At 68.5% G+C, this 21,135-nt stretch carries 15 protein-coding genes and 1 pseudogene; 7 read left to right on the forward strand and 9 right to left on the reverse strand.

The genetic code is table 11. From position 1 onward, the window contains the following. Positions 1-15: 15 nt before the first annotated feature. From OD750_RS14240 to OD750_RS14265, 6 genes and pseudogenes are all read right to left on the reverse strand, one after another. On the reverse strand, positions 16-1,452 hold the full coding sequence (locus OD750_RS14240) for an amino acid permease (protein ID WP_263542391.1): 1,437 nt from the start codon (positions 1,450-1,452) through the stop codon (positions 16-18). Between the two features lie 66 nt (positions 1,453-1,518). Further along, a complete protein-coding gene (locus tag OD750_RS14245; RefSeq protein WP_263542392.1) occupies positions 1,519-2,922 on the reverse strand; it encodes an APC family permease in 1,404 nt (467 codons plus the stop codon). A 98-nt stretch (positions 2,923-3,020) separates the two neighbouring features. Beyond that, the gene (gene gspE, locus OD750_RS14250) at positions 3,021-4,499 is read right to left on the reverse strand and encodes a type II secretion system ATPase GspE (protein WP_263542393.1); all 1,479 of its coding nucleotides are present in this window, start codon (positions 4,497-4,499) and stop codon (positions 3,021-3,023) included. Further along, entirely contained in the window at positions 4,496-6,529 is a 2,034-nt protein-coding gene (gene gspD, locus OD750_RS14255) for a type II secretion system secretin GspD (protein WP_263542394.1), read from the reverse strand. The genes gspE and gspD overlap by 4 nt, the downstream gene beginning before the upstream one ends. Before the next feature lie 50 nt (positions 6,530-6,579). Beyond that, entirely contained in the window at positions 6,580-7,527 is a 948-nt protein-coding gene (gene gspC / locus OD750_RS14260) for a type II secretion system protein GspC (RefSeq protein ID WP_272841979.1), read from the reverse strand. A 106-nt stretch (positions 7,528-7,633) separates the two neighbouring features. Continuing rightward, a pseudogene (locus tag OD750_RS14265) lies at positions 7,634-8,950 on the reverse strand (DEAD/DEAH box helicase); the annotation flags it as partial. A 222-nt stretch (positions 8,951-9,172) separates the two neighbouring features. Here OD750_RS14265 and trxA point away from each other — a divergent pair. From trxA to OD750_RS14280, 3 genes are all read left to right on the forward strand, one after another. Continuing rightward, on the forward strand, positions 9,173-9,499 hold the full coding sequence (gene trxA / locus OD750_RS14270; protein WP_263542396.1) for a thioredoxin TrxA: 327 nt from the start codon (positions 9,173-9,175) through the stop codon (positions 9,497-9,499). 229 nt (positions 9,500-9,728) lie between these two features. Beyond that, entirely contained in the window at positions 9,729-11,603 is a 1,875-nt protein-coding gene (gene rho / locus OD750_RS14275) for a transcription termination factor Rho (protein ID WP_263542397.1), read from the forward strand. A 194-nt stretch (positions 11,604-11,797) separates the two neighbouring features. Further along, a complete protein-coding gene (locus tag OD750_RS14280) occupies positions 11,798-12,532 on the forward strand; it encodes an MHYT domain-containing protein (RefSeq protein ID WP_263542398.1) in 735 nt (244 codons plus the stop codon). A 13-nt stretch (positions 12,533-12,545) separates the two neighbouring features. Here OD750_RS14280 and OD750_RS14285 read toward each other — a convergent pair whose 3' ends face one another. Beyond that, complete coding sequence (locus OD750_RS14285; RefSeq protein WP_263542399.1) at positions 12,546-13,520, reverse strand: patatin-like phospholipase family protein; 975 nt, start codon at positions 13,518-13,520, stop codon at positions 12,546-12,548. Then, complete coding sequence (locus OD750_RS14290; protein ID WP_263542400.1) at positions 13,517-14,494, reverse strand: helix-turn-helix transcriptional regulator; 978 nt, start codon at positions 14,492-14,494, stop codon at positions 13,517-13,519. The genes OD750_RS14285 and OD750_RS14290 overlap by 4 nt, the downstream gene beginning before the upstream one ends. Before the next feature lie 162 nt (positions 14,495-14,656). Here OD750_RS14290 and OD750_RS14295 point away from each other — a divergent pair, with 162 nt between their 5' ends. The 4 genes from OD750_RS14295 to OD750_RS14310 all read left to right on the forward strand — a co-directional run bounded on the left by OD750_RS14295 (position 14,657) and on the right by OD750_RS14310 (position 19,268). Then, positions 14,657-15,235, forward strand: coding sequence for a hypothetical protein (locus OD750_RS14295; RefSeq protein WP_263542401.1), 579 nt, complete (start codon positions 14,657-14,659; stop codon positions 15,233-15,235). A gap of 106 nt (positions 15,236-15,341) precedes the next feature. Continuing rightward, complete coding sequence (locus tag OD750_RS14300) at positions 15,342-18,122, forward strand: molybdopterin oxidoreductase family protein (protein ID WP_263542402.1); 2,781 nt, start codon at positions 15,342-15,344, stop codon at positions 18,120-18,122. Then, positions 18,119-18,907 carry a 4Fe-4S dicluster domain-containing protein gene (locus tag OD750_RS14305; protein WP_272841980.1) on the forward strand — a complete coding sequence of 263 codons (789 nt, stop codon included), beginning with the start codon at positions 18,119-18,121 and terminating at the stop codon, positions 18,905-18,907. Before OD750_RS14300 ends, OD750_RS14305 begins: the two co-directional genes overlap by 4 nt. 34 nt (positions 18,908-18,941) lie before the next feature. After that, on the forward strand, positions 18,942-19,268 hold the full coding sequence (locus OD750_RS14310) for a heavy metal-binding domain-containing protein (RefSeq protein WP_263542403.1): 327 nt from the start codon (positions 18,942-18,944) through the stop codon (positions 19,266-19,268). A gap of 150 nt (positions 19,269-19,418) precedes the next feature. On the opposite strand, the gene OD750_RS14315 is transcribed toward OD750_RS14310, so the two are convergent. Next, complete coding sequence (locus OD750_RS14315) at positions 19,419-21,083, reverse strand: serine/threonine-protein kinase (protein ID WP_263542404.1); 1,665 nt, start codon at positions 21,081-21,083, stop codon at positions 19,419-19,421. Positions 21,084-21,135 lie beyond the last annotated feature (52 nt).

Raw genomic sequence — 21,135 nt, forward strand, 5'->3', positions numbered from 1 at the left:
GCTGTGCGGTGAGGCTCAGTTCTTCTTCGCGAGCAGGCTGTGGCGCATGCCGTAGCCGAAGTACACGACGAGGCCCAGGATCATCCACAGGCCGAAGCGTTCCCAGGTGATCCACGGCAGCTTCGACACGAGCCACGCCGAAAACAGAATGCCGACGATCGGAATCAGCGGCACGAAGGGCGTGCGGAACGCGCGCGGAACGTCAGGGCGCGTGCGGCGCAGCACGATGATCGACGCGCAGATCACGATGAACGCGCACAGCGTGCCGATGTTCACGAGTTCGGCGAGTTCGCCGATCGGCAGCGCGCCGGCGGCGAGACCCGTGACGACGCCGAGGATCAGCGTCGGACGATACGGCGTGCCGTAGCGCGGGTGCACCTTCGCGAACCACTGCGGCAACAGGCCGTCGCGCGCGAGCGAGTACCAGATGCGCGCCGCGGCGAGCATGAACGCGAACACGACGCTGATGATGCCCATGACGGCCGTGGCCGAGATCGCGTGGCTCACCCAGGTGAGGCCGCGCGCGGCGAACGCGTTGGCGACCGGCGCGTCGTTGCCGAGCGTCGTGTAGTTCGCGACGCCCGTGAGCACCATCGAGATCGTGAGGTACAGCGCCATCGAGATGCCGAGCGAGAGCAGCACCGCGCGCGGCAGGTCGCGCTGCGGATTCTTCGCTTCCTCGGCCGCCGTCGTCAGCGTGTCGTAGCCGAACACCGCGAAGAACACGACCGCCGCGGCCGTGACGACGCCGTTGAAGCCGTAGTGCGACACGCCCTTGGCGTCGACCGTTTCGGCCGGAATGAACGGAATCCAGTTGTTCGGATCGATGTAGAACACGCCGACGCCGATCACCAGCACGACGCCGATCACCTTGATCGCGACGACGACCGTGTTGAGGCGCGCGCCGACTTCGGTGCGCACGGTCAGGAGCACCGCGACGGCCATCGCGACGACCGCGGCGATCACGTTGAACACGCGGCCTTCGCCGGTGCCCATCGCGCCCTGCGCCCACACCGGCAGGTGGATGCCGACCGCCGTGAGCAGGTTCACCAGATACCCCGACCAGCCGCTCGCGACCGCCGCGACGATCAGCGCGTATTCGAGCAGGAGGTCCCAGCCGATCAGCCACGCGACGCCTTCGCCGAGCACCGCGTAGCCGTACGTGTACGCGCTGCCCGTGACCGGAATCATGCCGGCGAATTCGGCATAGCACAGTGCCGCGGCGGCGCTGGCGATGCCGGCGATGATGAACGCGAGCGCGACCGCCGGCCCCGCGTTCACCGCGGCCTGCTGCCCGGCCAGTACGAACACGCCGACGCCGATGATGCCGCCGAGGCCGATCGCGGTGAGCTGCCACAGGCCTAGCACGCGGCGGAAATCGCCGCGCGTGCCGGCTTCGGCCTGCAGTTGTTCGACCGTCTTGTGACGGGTGATCTGTTGGATGAGGCTCATGATTTCCCTCCCGGGGAGTCGCGGGATCATAGCGGACGCGGCGAGTTCGCCCATACGGGCGAAACGTCATGTCGTTCCAGTGTCTTTGCGGCGCTGCAGCACGTAGAAGATCGGCACGCCGAGCAGCACGATGCCGAGGCCGGGCCACGTATACGCCGGCTTCCAGATCAAAAGGCCGATGCCGACCGCGCTCGCGAGCAGCATGTACAGCGCCGGCAGCCACGGATAGCCGAACGCGCGATACGGGCGCTCGGCGTCGGGCCGCATGCGGCGCAGACGGAACAGGCCCGCGATCGTCAGCACGTAGAAGATCAGCGTTGCGAAAATCACGTAGTCGAGCAGATCGCCGTAGCGGCCGGTCAGGCACAGCGCCGACGCCCACACCGCCTGCACCGCGAGGCTCCAGCCCGGCACCGCGCGCGCGTTGAGCCGCCCGGCGGGCGCGAAGAACAGGCCGTCCTGCGCCATCGAGTAGTACGCGCGCGCGCCGGACATCACGAGCCCGTTCACGCAGCCGAACGTCGACACCATGATCAGCACCGCGATGATCGTCGTGCCGACCGGTCCGAACGCCGCCTGCGCCGCGGCGACGCCGACGCGGTCGGCCGGCGCGTGCGCGATCTCGGCGAGCGGCAGCACCGCGAGGTACATCAGGTTCGCCACGACATACAGCGTGCAGACGATGATCGTGCCGAGCGCGAGCGAGCGGCCGACGTTGCGTTTCGGATCGCGGATCTCGCCGGCGATGAACGTCACGCTGTTCCACGAATCGGACGAGAACAGCGCACCGACCATCGACACGGCGATCGCCGGCACGAGCGCGAGCATCAGCGCGTCGGGCGTCGCCGGCGCGCGGTCGAACGCGTTCGACCAGTTCGCGTCCCAGACCTGCGCGTTCGCGCCGAGCGCCACGCCGAACGCGATCAGCGCGAGCACCGAGGCGATCTTCGCGAGCGTGAAACTCGTCTGTATCCATTTGCCGTAGTTCACGCCGCGGCCGTTGACGTAGGTCAGGAGCACGATCAGCGCGATCGACACGAGCTGCGCGGCGCTGATGGAAAATCCACCGGCGGAGAAGACCACGTTCTGGTCGCCGAGCGCGGGAAACAGATACGCCGCGAACTTCGCGAACGCGACGCCGACCGCGGCGATCGAGCCGGTCTGGATCACCGCGAAATACGACCAGCCGTAGAGGAACGCCGGCAGCCTGCCCCACGCTTCCCGCAAGTACACGTACTGCCCGCCGGCTTTCGGATACATCGCCGACAACTCGCCGTACGAGAGCGCGCCGATCACGGTCATCAGGCCGGAAATCAGCCAGACGACGACGAGCCAGCCGGCCGAACCGACGTTGCGCGCGATGTCGGCGCTGACGATGAAGATGCCCGATCCGATCATCGAGCCGGCCACGAGCATCGTGCCGTCGAGCAATCCGAGCGAACGGTGGAATTCTTGATCTCGCTGCGTCACGCGCTTCCTCCCCAGGCAAAGGAAACGCCACGCGCCGCCAGGCGCGTGGCGTTCGGATCGTGACGTCGCAGGCCCGGGGCGGCGTCGTTGTTGTAGCGTCAGTCTTCCCGCGTCACCCGCAATACTTCATCGACCGACGTGGCGCCCGCAAGACACTTGCGCCAGCCGTCGTCGACGATCGACGGAAATTTCGTGCGCGCGTGCCGATCCATCTCGGCTTCCGACGCGCCCTCGTGAATCATGCGCCGCAAGGTTTCGTCGACGCCGATCAGTTCGTAGATGCCGGTGCGACCGCGATAGCCCGACGCGCGGCCCGCGAGCCCTTCGGCCGGCCGGTGCAGGATCGCGTGCGCGTCGGGCGACTGGCCGAACGCCGAGAGTTCGCGCGCGGTCGCCGCGTACGCCTCGCGCGTCGCGGGATCGAGCACGCGCACGAGGCGCTGCGCGAGCACGCCGACCAGCGACGACGACAGCAGGAACGGTTCGACGCCCATGTCGCGCAGTCGCGTCACCGCGCCGACCGCGGAATTCGTGTGCAAGGTGGACAAGACCAGATGTCCCGTCAGCGACGCCTGCACCGCGATCTGCGCGGTTTCGAGGTCGCGGATTTCTCCGACCATGACGACATCGGGGTCCTGGCGCAGGATCGCGCGCAGACCGCGCGCGAACGTCATTTCCACCTTCGTGTTGACCTGGGTCTGGCCGACGCCGTCGATGTAGTACTCGATCGGGTCTTCCACGGTCATGATGTTGCGGCTGGCGTCGTTGAGCTTGAGCAGCGCGGCGTACAGCGTCGTCGTCTTGCCCGAGCCGGTCGGGCCGGTCACGAGAAAGATGCCGTGCGGCCGTTCGATGATGCTCTCGATGCGCGTGCGGTCTTCCGGCGCCATGCCGAGCTGCACGAGATCGAGCCGCCCGGCCTGCTTGTCGAGCAGACGCAGCACGACGCGTTCGCCGTGTCCGGCGGGAATCGTCGAAACGCGCACGTCGACCGGCCGCCCGGCGATGCGCAGGCCGATGCGGCCGTCCTGCGGCAGGCGCTTCTCGGCGATGTCGAGCTTCGCCATCACCTTGATGCGGCTGACCACCGCGTTCGCGACCGCTTTCTGCGGCGACAGGATCTCGCGCAGCACGCCGTCGATGCGAAAGCGCACGACGAGACGGTTTTCGTACGGTTCGACGTGGATGTCGGACGCGCCTTCCTTGACCGCTTCGGTCAGCAGCGCGTTGATCAGGCGGATGATCGGCGCGTCGTCGTCGCTTTCGAGCAGGTCTTCCGGCTCGGGCAGATCGTCGGCGAGCGATTTGAGATCGAGCGATTCGTCCATGTCGGAGACGACGCCGCGCGCGTCGTCGCCCTGCTCGTACAGGCGGCGCAGCAGCTGCTCGAACTCGGCCGCGCTGTGGCGCGTGAGCTTCATCGGCGCGCGCAGGTAGCGGCGCAGTTCCGCCAGCGCCTCGGGCTTCACCCCTTCGCGGCACGCGACCTCGGCGTGGTCGTCGTGCCACGCGACGAGCGTCGCGCCGTTGCGGCGGGCGAAACCGAAACTCGGTCGCCCGGGACGCGCTTCACTCACTTCTTGCTCCGCGCCGCCTTGTTGGTCGCGGCGGGCTTGGCGGCCGGCTTCGGCGCCTGCGCGGGCTCCTGCGAGACCGGGTTGGCGAGGAAGTCGTGCATCTCCGGCACCGCCGGCTGCTTGAGCGCCGGCGTCATGTTCTCGCGGTTCTGCTGCATCTGGAGCTGTTCGGTACGAATGTAATTGTATTTTTCGCTCGACACCGCGCGTTCGCTCGCCGCGTCGCGCAGGATCTTCGGATGCAGAAACACCATCAGGTCGCGCTTGGTGACGTTGTTGCTGCGGTAGCGGAACAGGTTGCCGAGCACCGGGATGCTGCCGAGCCCCGGCACCTTCTGGTTGTTGTCCTTGGCCGACTGGTCGACCAGGCCGCCGAGCACGAGCGTCGAATCGTCGGCGACGAGCACGCTCGTCGACAGCTCGCTCTTTTTCGTGATGAGGTCGACCGCGCCGGCCACGCTCGGTGCGATCGACGACACCTCTTGATGCAGGTCCAGGCGCACCGAATCGCCTTCGTTGACGTGCGGCGTCACCTTCAGCGTGAGGCCGACGTCCTTGCGTTCGATCGTCTGGAACGGATTCAGCTGGTTGTTGCCGGCCGTCGTGCCGGAGGCGTTCGTGTACTGGCCGGTCTTGAACGGCACTTCCTGCACGACCTTGATGACCGCTTCCTGGTTGTCGAGCGTGAGCACCGACGGCGTCGACAGCACGTTCGAACGCCCGTCGCCCTGCAGTGCGCGCGCGAGCACGCCGAGGTTGAGAATTTCCTGGCCGCCGATGCTCACGGTGCCGTCGAGATAGCCGAGCGACAGGCCGTTGCCGAGCGCGAAGCCGTTGCGGCCGACGTTGGTCACGGTGCTCAGCATGTTCGGTTCGCCGTTCGCGCCGCTGAACAGCGAGCCGCCGATCACGCCCTTGCCGTCCTTCGGCGCGCCGAACCACTGCACGCCGATTTCGCGCGCGGATTCGTCGGACACTTCGGCGATGATCGCCTCGATCAGCACCTGCGCGCGGCGCACGTCGAGCTGGCGCACCACGCCTTCGAGCGCGCGGAACACCGCGGGCGACGCGCTGATGACCAGCGAATTGGTTTCCTCGTGCGCCTGGATCGTCGCGTTGCCGCCGGCCGCGCCGCCCGCTTCGCCGGCCTTCGGCGCCGTCGGCGGCGATTCGTTGTTCAGCGTCGCCGCGACACCGGAAAGAATCGGTACGAGATCTTTCGCCTTCGCGTAGCGCAGATAGACGACGCTCGTGCCGCCGTCCTTCGTCAGAGGCGTGTCCAGATGCGTCACCAGCGTGCGCATGCGCAGACGGCCGCTCTTGGCGCCCGCGATGAGGATCGAGTTCGTGCGTTCGTCGGCGAGCACGCGCGGCGCCTCGCCGTTCGCCTGCGCGCTCTTGTCTTCGGAAAGAATGGACAAGGTGCGCGCCATTTCCGAGGCGTTCGCGTGCTGCAGCGGAATCACTTCGACTTCGGCGTCCGACACCGTGTCGATGCGCGCGATGATGCCGGCGACGCGCTGGATGTTGCTCGCGCGGTCGGAGATCACGAGCGAGTTCGACGTCTGGTGCGCGATGAGCTGCGCGCCCTGCGGCAGCAGCGGTCGCAGAATCGGCACGAGCTCGGCCGCGGCGACGTGGCGCAGCGGGACGATCTGCGTGACGATCGCGTCGCCCGACTCGGCCGTCGCGACGCTGTTGCCGCCTTCGGCCTGCGCCATCGCCTCGGGCACGATCTTGATCATGCTGCCGGCCGATACCGCGGCGTAACCGTGCACGCGCAGCACCGACAGGAACACGTCGTAGATTTCGTCGGGCTGCATCGGCCGCGCCGAGATCACGCTGACCTTGCCCTGCACGTTCGGCCCGACGATGAAGTTGCGGCCGGTGATTTCCGAGACGGTCGCGATCAGCGCCTGGATGTCGGCGTCCTTGAGGTTCAGGGTGTGCGTGCCCGGCGGGTTGCCCGCGGCCGACGGCGGCGGCTGGGCGACTGCCGGCGCGCTCGCGCAGGCGATCGCGACGGCCATGACGACGGCGCGAGACAGAGCGGATTTGTGCAGCAATCGCATCATTCGCATCATTTGACGTTCACGCTCAAGGTCACGGGTTTGCCGTCGCGCAGCACCGTCACGGTCACGCGGCTGGCACTCTGTACGCTGGACATCACTTGCTGGACGCGCGCCGGCGAATCGATCGGCACGTTGTTGACCGCGGTCACGACGTCGTTCGGCTGCAGGCCGAGCGACGCGACCATCGCCGCGCCGGGGCCGCCGGACAGGCGCACGCCGACCATGCGGCCGTTTTCGAGCACGGGCTGCGCATTGACCTGGCGCGCGAGCGCGGCCGGGTCGAGCGCGAGCTGTTGTTGAACCTTGGAAAAATCCACCGCGCCCTGCGCCATCTGCGGCGGCACGAACATCGGCGTGATCTGGCCGACCGAACCCGGCGGCGTCGCCGGCGCGGGAGCGCCCGGATTGACGCCGGCCGGCAGACGCGGCGCGCCGGGGTTGCCGCCCGGCTGCGGCGGTGCCGAACCGATCGCCGGTGACGGATGATCGAACGGCAGCGCGAGCGTTTCCTGTACGCCCTCGTGCAGCAGCACGACGCGATCGGGATACACCGCATCGAGCGTGGCGCCGCCGGGCAGCGCGTCGCCGACGCGATAGGCGCGCTCGCCGGCGGTCGGATCGGCGATCACGGCCATGCCTTCGCGCGGCTCGGCCTCGGCGAGCGTGCCGCGCAGAATGAGCTGCAGCTGCGTCGCGGGCGCGGCGCGCGCCAGATCGTGCACGCTCGGCCCCGCGTTGCCGAACAAATGCCATTTGGAGACCGAAACGGTCGCGCGCAGCGCGGTTTCGGCGGCGGCGGCCATCGGGGGCGCGGCGGCAAGATCGTCGCCGCGCGGCAGCGCGACCCACAGGGTGCGTACGGCGAGCCAGGCGCAGAGAAGACCGGCGAGCGCGCACGCGGCGAGCGCGCCGTAGCGCGATGCCCGTTCCATCTCGGCTGTCGTCAACTCACGCATGTTCATTCCCCCGAACTACACGTCTACCGCTTTAACGCATTCCCGTTGCCGTGTCCCTCGATCAGGTCGCCTCGGGCGGCTTCGCCGCCGGCGCCCCGCTCTTGCGCGGTCCGCTGCGCGAACGGCGGCGACGGCGCTTGGGCGCAGCGCCCGGCGCGTTCGCGGGCGCCGAGCCCGTCGCGGCCGGCGCGTCGTCGGCTTCGTCGTCATCGTCGTCGGGCAGCGCGGCCGGCCGGTCGCGCTTGGGCGGCGGAACGATCAGCTCCGCGGTCACCGTCGCGACCGGAATCTTCTGTTCGATATAGGCCTCGATGTCCGGCAGGCCCATGGCGTACATGTCGCAGGCGAAGCTGATCGCGTCGCCCTCGGCGCCGAGGCGCGCGGTGCGGCCGATGCGGTGCACGTAGTCTTCGGCGTCGTTCGGCAGGTCGTAGTTGAACACGTGGCTGACGGCCGGGATGTGCAGGCCGCGCGCGGCGACGTCGGTCGCCACGAGCACTTCGACGTCGCCGCGCTGGAAGCGCTCGAGCAGCTTCTGGCGCTTGCGCTGCGGCACGTCGCCCGACAGTGCGCCTACGCGCAGGCCGTGGCGCTCCAGGCGCGTCGTGACGCGCTCGGCCCACACCTTCGTATTGACGAACACGATGCTGCGCTGCACGTCGGGCCGCATGATGAGGTTGAGCAGCAGCGGCATTTTTTCTTCGGTCGCCGGGAAGTACACCTGCTGGCGCACGCGCGCGGCCGTCACCGATTCGGTCTCGGCCGACAGCTTCTGCGGATTGTTCATGTGCTCGTAGGCGAGCTCGAGCACGCGATAGCTGAGCGTCGCCGAGAACAGCAGGCCCAGGCGCTGCTCGCGCGGCGGCAGGCGGCGCATGATGAAGCGCACGTCCTTGATGAAGCCGAGGTCGAACATGCGGTCGGCTTCGTCGATGACCATGACGTCGCACGCGCGCAGCGAGAACACGTGCTGCTTGAAATAGTCGATCAGGCGGCCCGGCGTCGCGATGATGATGTCGACGCCGCCGCGCAGCTGTTCACGCTGCTTGTCGTAGTCGACGCCGCCGTAGATCAGCGCCGAGCGCAGACCGGTGTGGCGGCCGAGGTTTCTGAAATCCTTGTCGATCTGGATCGCCAGCTCGCGCGTGGGCGCAAGGATCAGGCAGCGCGGATCGTTCGCCTTGCGCTCGGGCAGCGCCGGCAGCGTCAGGAGGCGCTGCATCGCCGCGACCAGAAACGCGCCGGTCTTGCCGGTACCGGTCTGGGCTTGTCCGGCGACGTCGCGCCCGGCCAGCGCAACCGGCAGGGTCAGCGCCTGAATCGGCGTGCAACGCGTGAACCCCGACTCGTGCAGGCCGGCCAGGAGGCTCGGATGCAGGTCGAAGTTGTCGAAAAAGCTGTCGGTCAGTACTTGTTCGGACATTCCAGTGGCCAGATGAGTCGAGTGCGCACGCCCTTCGTTCCTTCAGGGCTTGAAGCGGGCCTTCCCGGCCCAACTTGAATCGGTCAGTCGATTGGGCTCAAATGCAGCCCATTCCACCCCCGGCGCTCGCCGCCTCCCGCATGCGCTTTGCGATGCGGCCGAGTGTAGCCTAATTCCAGACATTTCCGCAGCTTGGCGGAAATATTTCAGACGGAGTACACCTTGAGCCAGCTTATTGCCCACACCAGCGACGCATCCTTCGAAACCGACGTGCTCCAGTCGGACGAGCCGGTACTGGTCGATTTCTGGGCCGAATGGTGCGGCCCGTGCAAGATGATCGCGCCGATGCTCGACGAACTGGCGACGAACTACCAGGGACGCATGAAAGTCGTCAAGGTTAACATCGACCACAACCAGAAAACGCCTCGCAGCTACAACGTTCGCGGCATTCCGACGCTGATGATCTTCAAGAACGGCAAGGTCGAGGCGACGCAGATCGGCGCCGTGACGAAGTCGGTGCTGACGCAACTGATTGATCGTACGATCTAAGTTTTACCGGCGGCGGCCCGCGAAGCCGGGCCGCCGCGCAATACCGTGAACCGCCCGCGCGTACGGCGGCCCACGACGCCCGCCCCCGCTTTACGCGTCGATTTCACAGTGCTAACTTAGCCGCAGCTTCTCCCGGGGCGTGCCCGTCCCGACCCCTTCCGGTACACCCCCTGATTCCATCCCGCCAGCGGTTGTCTGCTGGCCAACGGCGCCCATGCGAGGTCTGCCCGTGTCTGATATCGAGAACAAAGAAAACGGCCCGGCCGCGCCGGCCGAAGCGCGTGGCGAAACCGCGCCGACCGAGCGCGTATCGCGCCGCGAATCGCAGGCAGCCCGCGCCGAAGCGCAGGCCGCCCGCGCCGCCGCCAAGGCCGTAGCCGCCGCGCGCAACGAAGCCGCCGCGGCCGAAGCGGCCGCCGCGGCGCCCGCGCCGCGCGCCGAGCGCAACGAATCGCCACGGGCGGAGCGTCACGAGGCGCCGCGCGCCGAACGCAACGAGAACCCGCCCGACCGCGGCGGCGTCCCCGACATGTTCGGCGGCGACGGCCCGCAGCCGGGCCAGAGCGTACCGCCGCCGCAACCGGTCGGCAGCGACGACGCCGGCAACCAGAGTCAGCAGGGTCAGGGCCAGAATCCCCAGCAGGGCGGCAATTCGAATCAGGGCCAGGGCGGCGGCAACCAGGGCAACAACAACGGCCCGCAGGGCCAGCAGGGCCGCCGCGAAGGCCGCAACCGCAATCGCAACCGGCAGAACCGCCAGCAACAGCAACAGATGCGCGGCGGCGGCGGTTACGACGAGGAGATTCCGGACGAGCGCAACGGCGGCGGCAGCGGCCCGCTGATCAACCTCACCGAACTCAAGCGCAAGCCGGCCGCGGCGCTGCTGGAAATGGCCGAAGACCTCGGCATCCAGGAAGGCGTCGCCCGCGCGCGCAAGCAGGACGTCATCTTCAACATCCTGAAGGCGCACGCGCGGTCCGGCGGCGGCATCTGGGGCGAGGGCGTACTGGAAATCCTGCAGGACGGCTTCGGCTTCCTGCGCTCGGGCGACGAGTCGTATCTCGCCGGTCCCGACGACATCTACGTCAGCCCGTCGCAGATCCGCCGCTTCAACCTGCGCACCGGCGACTACATCACCGGCCGCATCCGCCCTCCGAAGGACGGCGAGCGCTATTTCGCGCTGCTCAAGGTCGACGACATCAATTCCGAGCCGCCGGAAGCGTCGAAGAACAAGTACCTGTTCGAAAACCTCACGCCGCTGTTTCCGCGCAAGGCGTTCCGTCTCGAACGCGGCAACGGCTCGTCCGAAGACATCACCGGCCGCATCCTCGACCTCATGTCGCCGGTCGGCAAGGGCCAGCGCGGCCTGATCGTCTCGCCGCCGAAGGCCGGCAAGACGATGATGCTGCAGAACGTCGCGCAGGCGATCGTGCACAACCATCCGGAAGTGCACCTCATCATCCTGCTGATCGACGAGCGCCCGGAAGAAGTGACCGAAATGCAGCGCGGCGTGCGCGCCGAGGTCATCAGTTCGACGTTCGACGAGCCGGCCGCGCGCCACGTGCAGGTCGCCGACATGGTGATCGAGCGCGCCAAGCGCCTCGTCGAACACAAGCGCGACGTCGTGATCCTGCTCGATTCGATCACGCGCCTGGCTCGCGCCTACAACACCGTCGTGCCGTCGTCCGGCAAGGTGCTCACCGGCGGCGTCGACGCCAACGCGCTGCAGCGCCCGAAGCGCTTCTTCGGCGCCGCGCGCAACGTCGAGGAAGGCGGCTCGCTGACGATCCTCGCGACCGCGCTGGTCGACACCGGCTCGAAGATGGACGAGGTGATCTACGAAGAGTTCAAGGGCACCGGCAACATGGAAGTGCACCTGGACCGCCGCATCACCGAAAAGCGCGTCTACCCCGCGATCAACATCAACCGCTCGGGCACGCGCCGCGAAGAACTGCTGATCGAACCGGACATGCTGCAGAAGATCTGGATCCTGCGCAAACTGCTGCATCCGATGGATGAGCTGGCGGCCATGGAATTCCTGCTCGACAAGATGAAGAACACGAAGTCGAACGACGAGTTCTTCAACACCATGAAACGCGGCTGATCGGACCGCGACGCCCACGGAAGGGCCGGCATTGCCGGCCCTTTTTCATTCCGGGGCAAAAAGCAGTTCTGCAAAGGCGTACTATTTCCCCACCTTCCGGCGCGCCGCCGTGCGACCCGCCGGAAACGATCGGCGTCCCCGGCGAGCTCGCGCCGCAAACGCCGATCGGCGGCAAAGCCCCCGGAGAGGCGGTCATGCGTGTCGCGTACGGAACGTTCGACCTGGTCCTGGTCTTCCTGTCATACCTGATTTCGGTATGCGGTTCGTACACCGCGCTCGTCTTCGCGCGCGAATCGCAGCGCGCCAAGCAGGAGGAGCGCCTCGCGCTGATCGTGTGGGCCGGCGTCGTCATGGGCGCGGTGGCGATCTGGTCGATGCATTTCGTCGGCATGATGGCGCTCGACCTCGGCATGCCGGCGAGCTACGAGGTCGGCCGCACCTGCCTCTCGATGCTGCTGGCGATCGCCGCGACCAGCGTCGGCTTCGCCGTGGTCGGCGCCGTATCGCGTTCGGGGCCGGCGATCGTCTCGGCCGGCGTGTTCATGGGCCTCGGCATCGCCGCGATGCACTACACCGGCATGGCCGCGCTGTGCGTGACGGCGGCGCGGTGGTACGACGGCCCGATCGTCGCGCTGTCGGTGGCAATCGCGATCGCCGCGGCGACGGTCGCGCTGTGGATGGCGTTCCACCTCGACCGGCCGTGGCATCTCGTGGTCGCGTCGCTGATCGCGGGCTTCGCGGTCTGCGGCATGCACTACACCGGCATGCTCGCGCTGAACCTCGTTCCCGACCCGTCGCTGCCCGACCAGCTGCCGACGATGCTCTCGCCGATGGTCGTCGGCGGCGGCCTGTCGATCCTGAGCCTCGTCGTGCTGTGGCTCGGCCATGCCATGACGCGCGAGACGCGGCTGGAAACGGTCGACACCTGACCGGACCCGCACTTCAGCCGCGCGGATGCACCTTGCGGCTCTGCCACCGCGCGAGCGCCTCGCGCGTGCGCTGGCGGCCGATTTCGATCACTTCCTCGGCGCGCTGGAATTCGTAGAACGCGCAGACGTTGCGCGGAATGCTGATGACGAGGTCGGGCGGCTGCGCCGCGAGCTTGTAGCGCGTCAGCGTTTCCTGCACGACGTCGAGCGAGCGCGCGAAGAGCTCGAGCACGCCCGGCTCCGGCGCCACGGCGCGCCGGCGCGCGCGGCGTTCGACGAAGCCTTCGAACAGCGCGGCGATGCGCCGGTAGCCATGCAGGTTCTCCGCCGGCACCGGCTCGGCGATTTCCGGCCGCGTGATCGGCGTCTCGCGCTCGGCGATGCCCTCGGCCTCGGCGTTCACGTCGACCGCGATCGTCGCGTCGGTCAGGTCGCGCAGCGTCGGCGTCACGGGCACCGGATTGAGCAGCCCGCCGTCGACCAGCCGCCGCCCCTGGTAGGTATGCGGGCGAAAAACGGTAGGAATGGAAATCGACGCACGGATCGCGTCGAACAGCGAGCCGCGCGAAAACCACACCTCGCGCTGCGCGTCGATGTCGACGGCGACCGCGGTGTAGCTGATCGGCAGGTCTTCGATATTGATGTCGCCGACGAGGTCGCGCAGCGCCCCGATCACGCGCTGCCCCTTGATCAGGCCGCCGCCGCGCCAGGTCCAGTCGACGAGCCGCAGCACGTCGAACGTCTTCAGGCCCTTGGCCCAGTCGCGGTACGCGTCGAGCCGCCCCGCCGCGAACACGCCGCCGACGAGCGCGCCCATCGAACTGCCCGCGACCGACTGGATCGAATAGCCCTGTGCGCGCAGCTCCTCGATCACGCCGACATGCGCATAGCCGCGCGCGCCGCCGGAGCCGAGCACGAGCGAGATCGACGCCCGCGGCAGCGCGTCCTGCGGCGCGAGCGGCGCAAGGCCGGTCGGATGCGCGCTCACGGCTGGTACGCGCCGATCGCGAGCTGCAGCAGGATTTTCATTTCTTCGCGCAGACTCAACGGGCCGACGATTTCGGCGTCCGGTCCGTACTTGAGTACGTCCATCAGGAGTTCCTTGGAGTTGCTGTACGGCAGCTTCAGTTCGTAGCGGCCGTCGGACAGGAACTGGCCTTTCTGCTGCGAATGCCAGTGTTCGTCGGCGACCCAGCGCGACGCGTGCGGCGAGAAGCGGATCGTCGCCTCGGCCTTGGGCTTGCCGGAGAAAATGCCGTAGCTTGCGGCGAGATGCTCGTTGAGTTCGGCGTCGGCGCGGTCGATCGCGGCCGCCTCGAGCATCTGCGCCGCCGCGACGCGGTCGACCGCGAAGCTGCGCAGCGCCTCTCGCTCGTGGTCCCACGCGTCGAGATACCAGTTGTCGCGATAGTGCGCGAGCCGCTGCGGCGACACCACGCGCTCGGTCGTCGAACCGGTGGATCGCGCGCGATAGCGAAACTTGAGCTGCTTGCGCGCCATGACCGATCCGGCCACCGCGCGGAAGCTCGCCTGGTCGAGCTTGCGCATGCCGCTGCCGATCACGCGGATGCGCTCGATCGGCAGCTTCATGCCGCTGACGTGGTCGGACATCAGCGTCTGGATGCGCGACTGGAACGGCTGCAGCGCGTCGGACAGGATGCCGCCCGGCCCGCTCTTGCCGATCAGTTCGTTCAGCGCCATCAGCGCCGACAGCTCGTCGCTGGTCAGCCACAGGCCGGGCAGCTCGAAGCGCTCGGCCTCGGCCTGGTCGTAGCGGAAGGCGGCCTGCTCGCCCTCGCCCGACTCGATCGGCGCGCCGAGCGCGTCGCGCAGAAACGCGATGTCGCGATACAGCGTCGCGCGCGAGCAGCCGAGTTCGTCCTTGAGCCGTTGCAGGCTGACCGGATAGCGCGCGGACTTGAGCAGGCGATGCAGACTTAAGATGCGTTCGTAACGGTCCATGGCTCGATTGTCGCGTTTAGGGTTGTGGTCCGTAAATACGCCGGGGATCGCCCGCGTCCCGCGGCGAAAACCGGCGTTCGCCCGGCGCCCTTGATGTCACCGGCGCAGCACTTATTGCGTATAGGATTTCGTAAAGTCGACCTCTACCCGACGGAGAATCGCATGTCCCGCACGAAACTCGCGCTCGCATTCTTCCTCGCGGCGTTCGCCGGCACCGCCCTCGCCGGCCCGAAGGAGGCGCTGCACGACGCGTTCGTGAAGTTCCTGGAGGCCAGAAGCTTTCGCGCGAACGTCGTCGACGCGACCAAGGGCCAGCAGATTTCCACGATGGATTTCGTCGCGCCGGACCGCTACCGCATCCGCACGGGCCAGGGCGGCACCGAGCAGACGATCATCGGCGACGACGCCTACACGATCATCGAGGGCCGCGCGATGAAGCTGCCGATTCCGGTCGGCAGGATCATCGGCCAGTACCGCAACCCCGCGACGCTCGCACAGCTCGAACAAGGCATGATCGTTACCCCCGCCGGCAGCGACAGCGTCGACGGCGAACTCGCCGACGCGTTCACCTACACGATCACCGAGCCGGTCAAGGCCGATGTGAAAGTGTGGATATCGCAGAAATCGGGCCTGCCGATCCAGATCGAATCGCAGGGCCGCTTCATGGGCGTCAAGTCGACGACGCGCGTGAAGTACTACGACTTCGACGACGCGAGCATCGAGGTGACCGCTCCGAATTGACGATGAGTATGCCGGCGCGACGTCTCACCGGTCGCGACACCGGTTCGCCCGGCGGCGTGCCCTCCGCTACCATGCGCGTCTAGCCACGGCTGCGACCCGCCAGCGAATGCCCCACGCGAACCTCAAGCTTCACGAACCCGTCGGCGACGAGGTCAAAACGACCACCTGCTACATGTGCGCGTGCCGCTGCGGCATCAAAGTGCACGTCAAGGACGGCAAGATCCGCTACATCCAGGGCAACCCCGACCATCCGGTCAATCGCGGCGTGATCTGCGCGAAAGGATCCGCCGGCATCATGCAGCACTATTCGCCGGCGCGGCTGACCAAGCCGCTGCTGCGTACCGGCGAGCGCGGCGCCGGGCAGTTTCGCGAAATCGAATGGGACGAGGCGCTCGCGCTCGCGGCGCAATGGCTCGGCGACGTGCGCCGGCGCAATCCGGACGAGCTGGCGTTCTTCACCGGCCGCGACCAGTCGCAGGCGCTGACCGGCTGGTGGGCGCAGCAGTTCGGCACGATCAACTACGCCGCGCACGGCGGCTTCTGCTCGGTCAACATGGCCGCGGCGGGCATGTACACGCTCGGCGGCTCGTTCTGGGAATTCGGCGAGCCCGACTGGGAACACACGCGCTATCTCCTCATGTTCGGCGTCGCCGAAGACCACGACTCGAACCCGATCAAGCTCGGCCTCGGCCGCATCAAGGCGCGCGGCGCGAAGATCGTCGCGATCAATCCCGTGCGCACCGGCTACGCCGCGATCGCCGACGAATGGCTCGGCATCCGGCCCGGCACCGACGGTCTCTTCGTCGGCGCGCTGATCGGCGAGTTGCTGCGCAACGACTGGATCGACTTCGACTATCTCGTGCGCTACACCAACGCCCACCACCTCGTGATTCAAAACCCCGGCGGCGCCGACGACGGCCTGATCGCGCGCGACGACGCCGGCCGTACGCTGTGCTGGAACCGCGCGGCGAACGCCGCGGCGCCGGCCGACGCGATCGACATCGCGCCCGCGATCGCCGGCGAATTCGCGCTCGCCGACGGCCGCCGCGCGACCACCGCGTTCGCGCTGTTCGCCGCGCGCTTTCTGACCGACGAATACCTGCCCGAAGCCGCCGCGGACGCCTCCGGCATCGACGCGCCGACGATCCGCCGCATCGCCGCTGAAATCGCGCACGCGGCGTTCAAGGAGGAAATCCGCCTGCCGGTCGCGTGGACCGACGCGTGCGGGCGGCGCCACGAAGAAATGATCGGCCGTCCGGTCGCGCTGCACGCGATGCGCGGCATCTCGGCGCATTCGAACGGTTTCCACACGTGCCGGATGCTGCATACGCTGCAAATGCTGATCGGCGCGATCGACACGCCCGGCAGTTTCCGCTACCAGCCGCCGTATCCGAAAGGCGTGCCGCCGGCGAACCGGCCCGGCAAGTCGCGCAAGCCCGACGGCACGCTCGACGGCGGTCCGCTCGGCTACGTGCACGCGCCCGAGGATCTTCTCGTCGACGCGAACGGCGAGCCGCGCCGCATCGACAAGGCGTTTTCGTGGCAGCACCCGCTTGCCGTGCACGGCATGCTGCAGAGCGTGATCGCCAACGCCGTCGCCGGCGATCCGTATCGCATCGACACGCTGTTCCTGTTCATGGCGAACATGAGCTGGAACTCGGCGATGAACACCACCGGCACGCGGCGCATGCTCGCCGAGCGCGACGCGGCGACCGGCGAGTACAAGATTCCGCGCATCATCTACGTCGACGCGTACGCGTCGGAGATGGTCGAGTTCGCCGACCTCGTGCTGCCCGACACGACGTATCTCGAACGCTACGACTGCATCTCGATCCTCGACCGCCCGATCTCCGACGCCGACGGCGCGAGCGACGCGATCCGCCATCCGATCGCGACGCCCGACCGCGACGTGCGCGCGTTCCAGGACGTGCTGATCGATCTCGGCGCACGCATCGGCCTGCCCGGCCTGCTCAAGCCCGACGGCGGCGCGCGCTATCCCGGCGGCTACGCGCAGTACATGGTCGAACACGAGCGCGCGCCGGGCGTGGGCCTCCTCGCGGGCTGGCGCGGTCGCGACGGCGCGAGCGAGGGCACCGGCGAGCCGAACCCGGATCAGTTGAAGCGCTACATCGAACACGGCTCGCACTGGCACGCGCCGGTGCCCGAAGCCGGCCGCTACTACAAGATGGCCAATCGCGACTACCTCGAATGGGCGCGCGGCCTCGGCTTCGTCGGCAACACGGCGCCGATCGTGATCGAGCTGTATTCCGAGCGCCTGCAGCGCTTCCGCCTCGCCGCGCTCGGCCACGGCGCGACGCAGCCGCCGGACCGCGATCGCGCGCGCGTGGCCCGCTACTTCGACCCGCTGCCGTTCTGGTACGAGCCGTTCGAATGGGAAGGGCTCGACATGGCGCGCTATCCGATCGCCGCGATCACGCAGCGTCCGATGTTCATGTACCACGCGTGGGGCTCGCAGAACGCTTGGCTGCGCCAGATCGCGGCGCGCAATTTTCTCTATGTACACCCCGATACGGCCGCGCGACTGCATCTTTCCGACGACGACTGGGCGTGGGTCGAGTCGCCGCACGGCCGCATCCGCGTGCCGGTGCGCCTGCACGCGGGCACCGAGCCCGGTACGGTGTGGAGCTGGAACGCTATCGGCAAGCGCAAGGGCGCCTGGAAGCTCGCGCCGGACGCGCCGGAGTCGCAGCGCGGATTCCTGCTCAACCACGTGATTACCGAACTGCTGCCGCCGCGCGCGGACGGCCGGCGCTACGCGAACGCCGACCCGGTCACCGGACAGGCCGCGTGGTTCGATCTGCGCGTGCGCATCGAGAAGGACGCATCGTCTGAAGCGCCCGGGCATCGCGTGGAGGCGCCGGCATGACCACGCTGCCGCCGCCGTCGACGAAGAAGCTCGGCCTCGTCATCGATCTCGACACCTGCGTCGGCTGTCACGCCTGCGCCGTCGCCTGCAAGGAATGGAACGAAGGCGGCCAGTTCGGTCCGCTCCCGGACGAGCACGCGTACGGCAAGGAGCCGCTCGGCGTGTGGTTCAACCGTATCCACAGCTACGAGGTGACGCCGAAGGGCTGCGGCGGCGACGCGAAGGCGGCGACGACCGTCCAAGGCGCCGCCCCGGCGCCGCCCATGACCGTACACTTCCCGCGCTCGTGCCTGCACTGCGAAACGCCGGACTGCGTGACCGTCTGCCCGACCGGCGCGAGCTACAAGCGCGCCGAGGACGGCATCGTGCTCGTCGACGAAGACAAGTGCATCGGCTGCAAGCTGTGCTCGTGGGCCTGCCCGTACGGCGCGCGCGAGTACAGCGAACAGCGCGGCGTGATGCAGAAGTGCACGTTGTGCGTCGATCGCATCTACAACGAATCGTTCGAACCGCAGGACCGGCAGCCCGCGTGCGTCATGGCGTGCCCGACGCGCGCGCGCCATTTCGGCGATCTGGGCGATCCCGACTCGGCCGTGTCGCGGCTCGTCGCCGAGCGCGACGGCTATGCGCTGATGCCCGAACTCGGCTACAAGCCGGTCAACCGCTACCTGCCGCCCAGGCCGCGCAAGGCCGCCGGCGAGCACGCCGCGGCGCGGGCCGAAACCCTCGATACGAAGCAACTGTCGCCGCTGTTGCGCTGGGTCGACAAGCTGCTGTCGCGCTGATTCACCACGCGCTGATTCACAAAGGAGAAACGCCATGCTGTTGACGACCACCCCGACGATCGAAGGCCGCCGCGTCGTCAAATATCTCGGCCTCGTCAGCGGCGAAGCCGTGCTCGGCGCGAACGTGTTCCGCGACTTCTTCGCCGGCATCCGCGACATCATCGGCGGGCGCTCGGGCAGCTACGAGAAGGTGCTGCGCAAGGCGAAGGAAGCCGCCGCCGAAGACTTGAGCGAAGCGGCCGAAGACCTCGGCGCGAACGCGGTGATCGGCGTCGACTTCGACTACGAGACGATCCAGATCAAGGAAGGCGGCGACATGCTGATGGTCACCGTCACGGGTACGGCGGTGGTGATCGAGTAGCGCGGCTCGCTACAAAGCCCTCTCCCCCAAAGCCTTTGGGGAGGGTTGGGAGAGGGGCGACGCCAGGTTCTTCCTCGATCTCGACGAGTACGACGCGCCCCTCCCTCACCCCGGCCCTCTCCCCCAAGCGAGCTTGGGGGAGAGGGAGCACTACGGCTCGATATCGACCCAGTCGACCTCGCCCTCGACCGCCTTGCCGTCGCCCGACCACGCCGCGACGAAGACGAGCCACGTCGCCGCGCCGTCCTGCACGAGCGGCAGCGCGCCGATCGCGTCCGCGTCGGCGTTGAAATCGACACCCTCTTTTCCATCGGGCCGCAGCGACAGCTCGACCCACGCGCCGGTGTTGACCGCGCTGCCCGTGCGGTATTCGCGGCGGCGCTGGTCGGTGCACGTCGGCGTCGCGCGCAGCGCGCCGCGCGTCGCGTAAAGATAGCAAGCGACCCACGTGCCCGGTTGGTCCGCGCGCAACAGCGTGACGCCGATCGTCGCCTCGTCGGCGAGCACCGGATCGAGCAGCCGCACGCGCACCGCGATGCGGCGCGGCTGCGGCGCGACACGCGTCGCGGCGAGGCCGACGTCGCGCAGCGCCGTACGCACGCGCAGCACGCCGTTCGACTGCCGCTGCGCAAGGCGTTCGTCGCCGCTGGTCGAGCGCCAGCGCGCACCGTCGAATGCGCCGTCGTGTGTGGCGTCGGCGAAATCGTCGTAATGCTGCGCCGCCGCCGGCGGTGCGACTGCGGGTGTCACAGGCGGCGGCGAGGGAGCCCGCGCGGAAGGCGCCGGCGCGGCTGTCGTTGCGACCGGCACCGCGGCTTCGCGCGCGAGCGCGCGCCAGACGAGCCAGCCCGCCGTCGCGAGCACCGCGACGAGTACGACCATGGCGAGTACCGGCAACAGATTCGACGGCGGGTCCGGCGCAACCGATGTCGACGTCGTCGGCGGCGCCGCCGGCGCGACGCCGGGCGGCCGCGCGCCGACGAGCGTCGGCGTCGCATCCTCCGGCAGCGCCTGGCGCAGCGCCGCGGCCATCTCCGCCGCGCTCTGAAAACGCGCCTCGGGTTTCTTCGCGAGCGCGCGCAGCACGACGCGCTCGAACGGCTCCGGCACGCCGGCGTTGAGCGAGCGCGGCGACGGCGGCGCCAGCTCGCGATGCGCGGCGAGCCATTCGGCGGGCGTGCGTGCGGCGAACGGCAGGCGGCCCGTCGCGAGCTGAAACAGGATCAGGCCCAACGCGTACACGTCGCTGCGCATGTCGGCGACGCCGAGCGCCTGCTCGGGCGCGAGATATTCCGGCGTGCCGATCGCCTGCCCGGCCTGCGTCAGCCGCGCGTTGCCGGCGGCCAGCGCGATGCCGAAGTCGGCGAGCTGCACGTCGCCGGCGGCGTCGACGAGCACGTTCGCGGGCTTCAGGTCGCGATGCACCACGCCGCGCAGATGCGCGTACGCGAGCGCGTCGCACAGTTGCAGCGCGATGCGGCGCACGAGCGGCAGCGGCAGCGGGCCGTCCTCGCGCGCGATGCGATCGGCGAGATCGCCGCGGTCGACGAGCGGCAGCACGAGATACGGCGCGTCGTCGACCGTGCCGGTGTCGAGCAGCGGCACGATGCGCGGGTGATCGAGTTCGGCCAGCACGCGGATCTCGCGCGCGAAGCGCTCGCGCGTCTCGGCGTCGGCGCTCGCGGGCAGCAGCTTGACGACGACCTCGCGTCCGTCGCGCGCGTCGACGGCGCGATACAGCCGCGCCATGCCGCCGCCGGCCAGGTGTTCGGTCAGCCGATAGTGTCCGAGCACGTCGCCCGGTTTGACCGTCATGAGAATCCCTCGAAACGCCGTCCCCGCGCGGCGTTACACTGCGCGCTTTGAC

Source organism: Tahibacter soli, assembly GCF_025717065.2.
In the GTDB taxonomy this organism is placed as follows: Bacteria; Pseudomonadota; Gammaproteobacteria; order Xanthomonadales; family Rhodanobacteraceae; genus Tahibacter; species Tahibacter soli.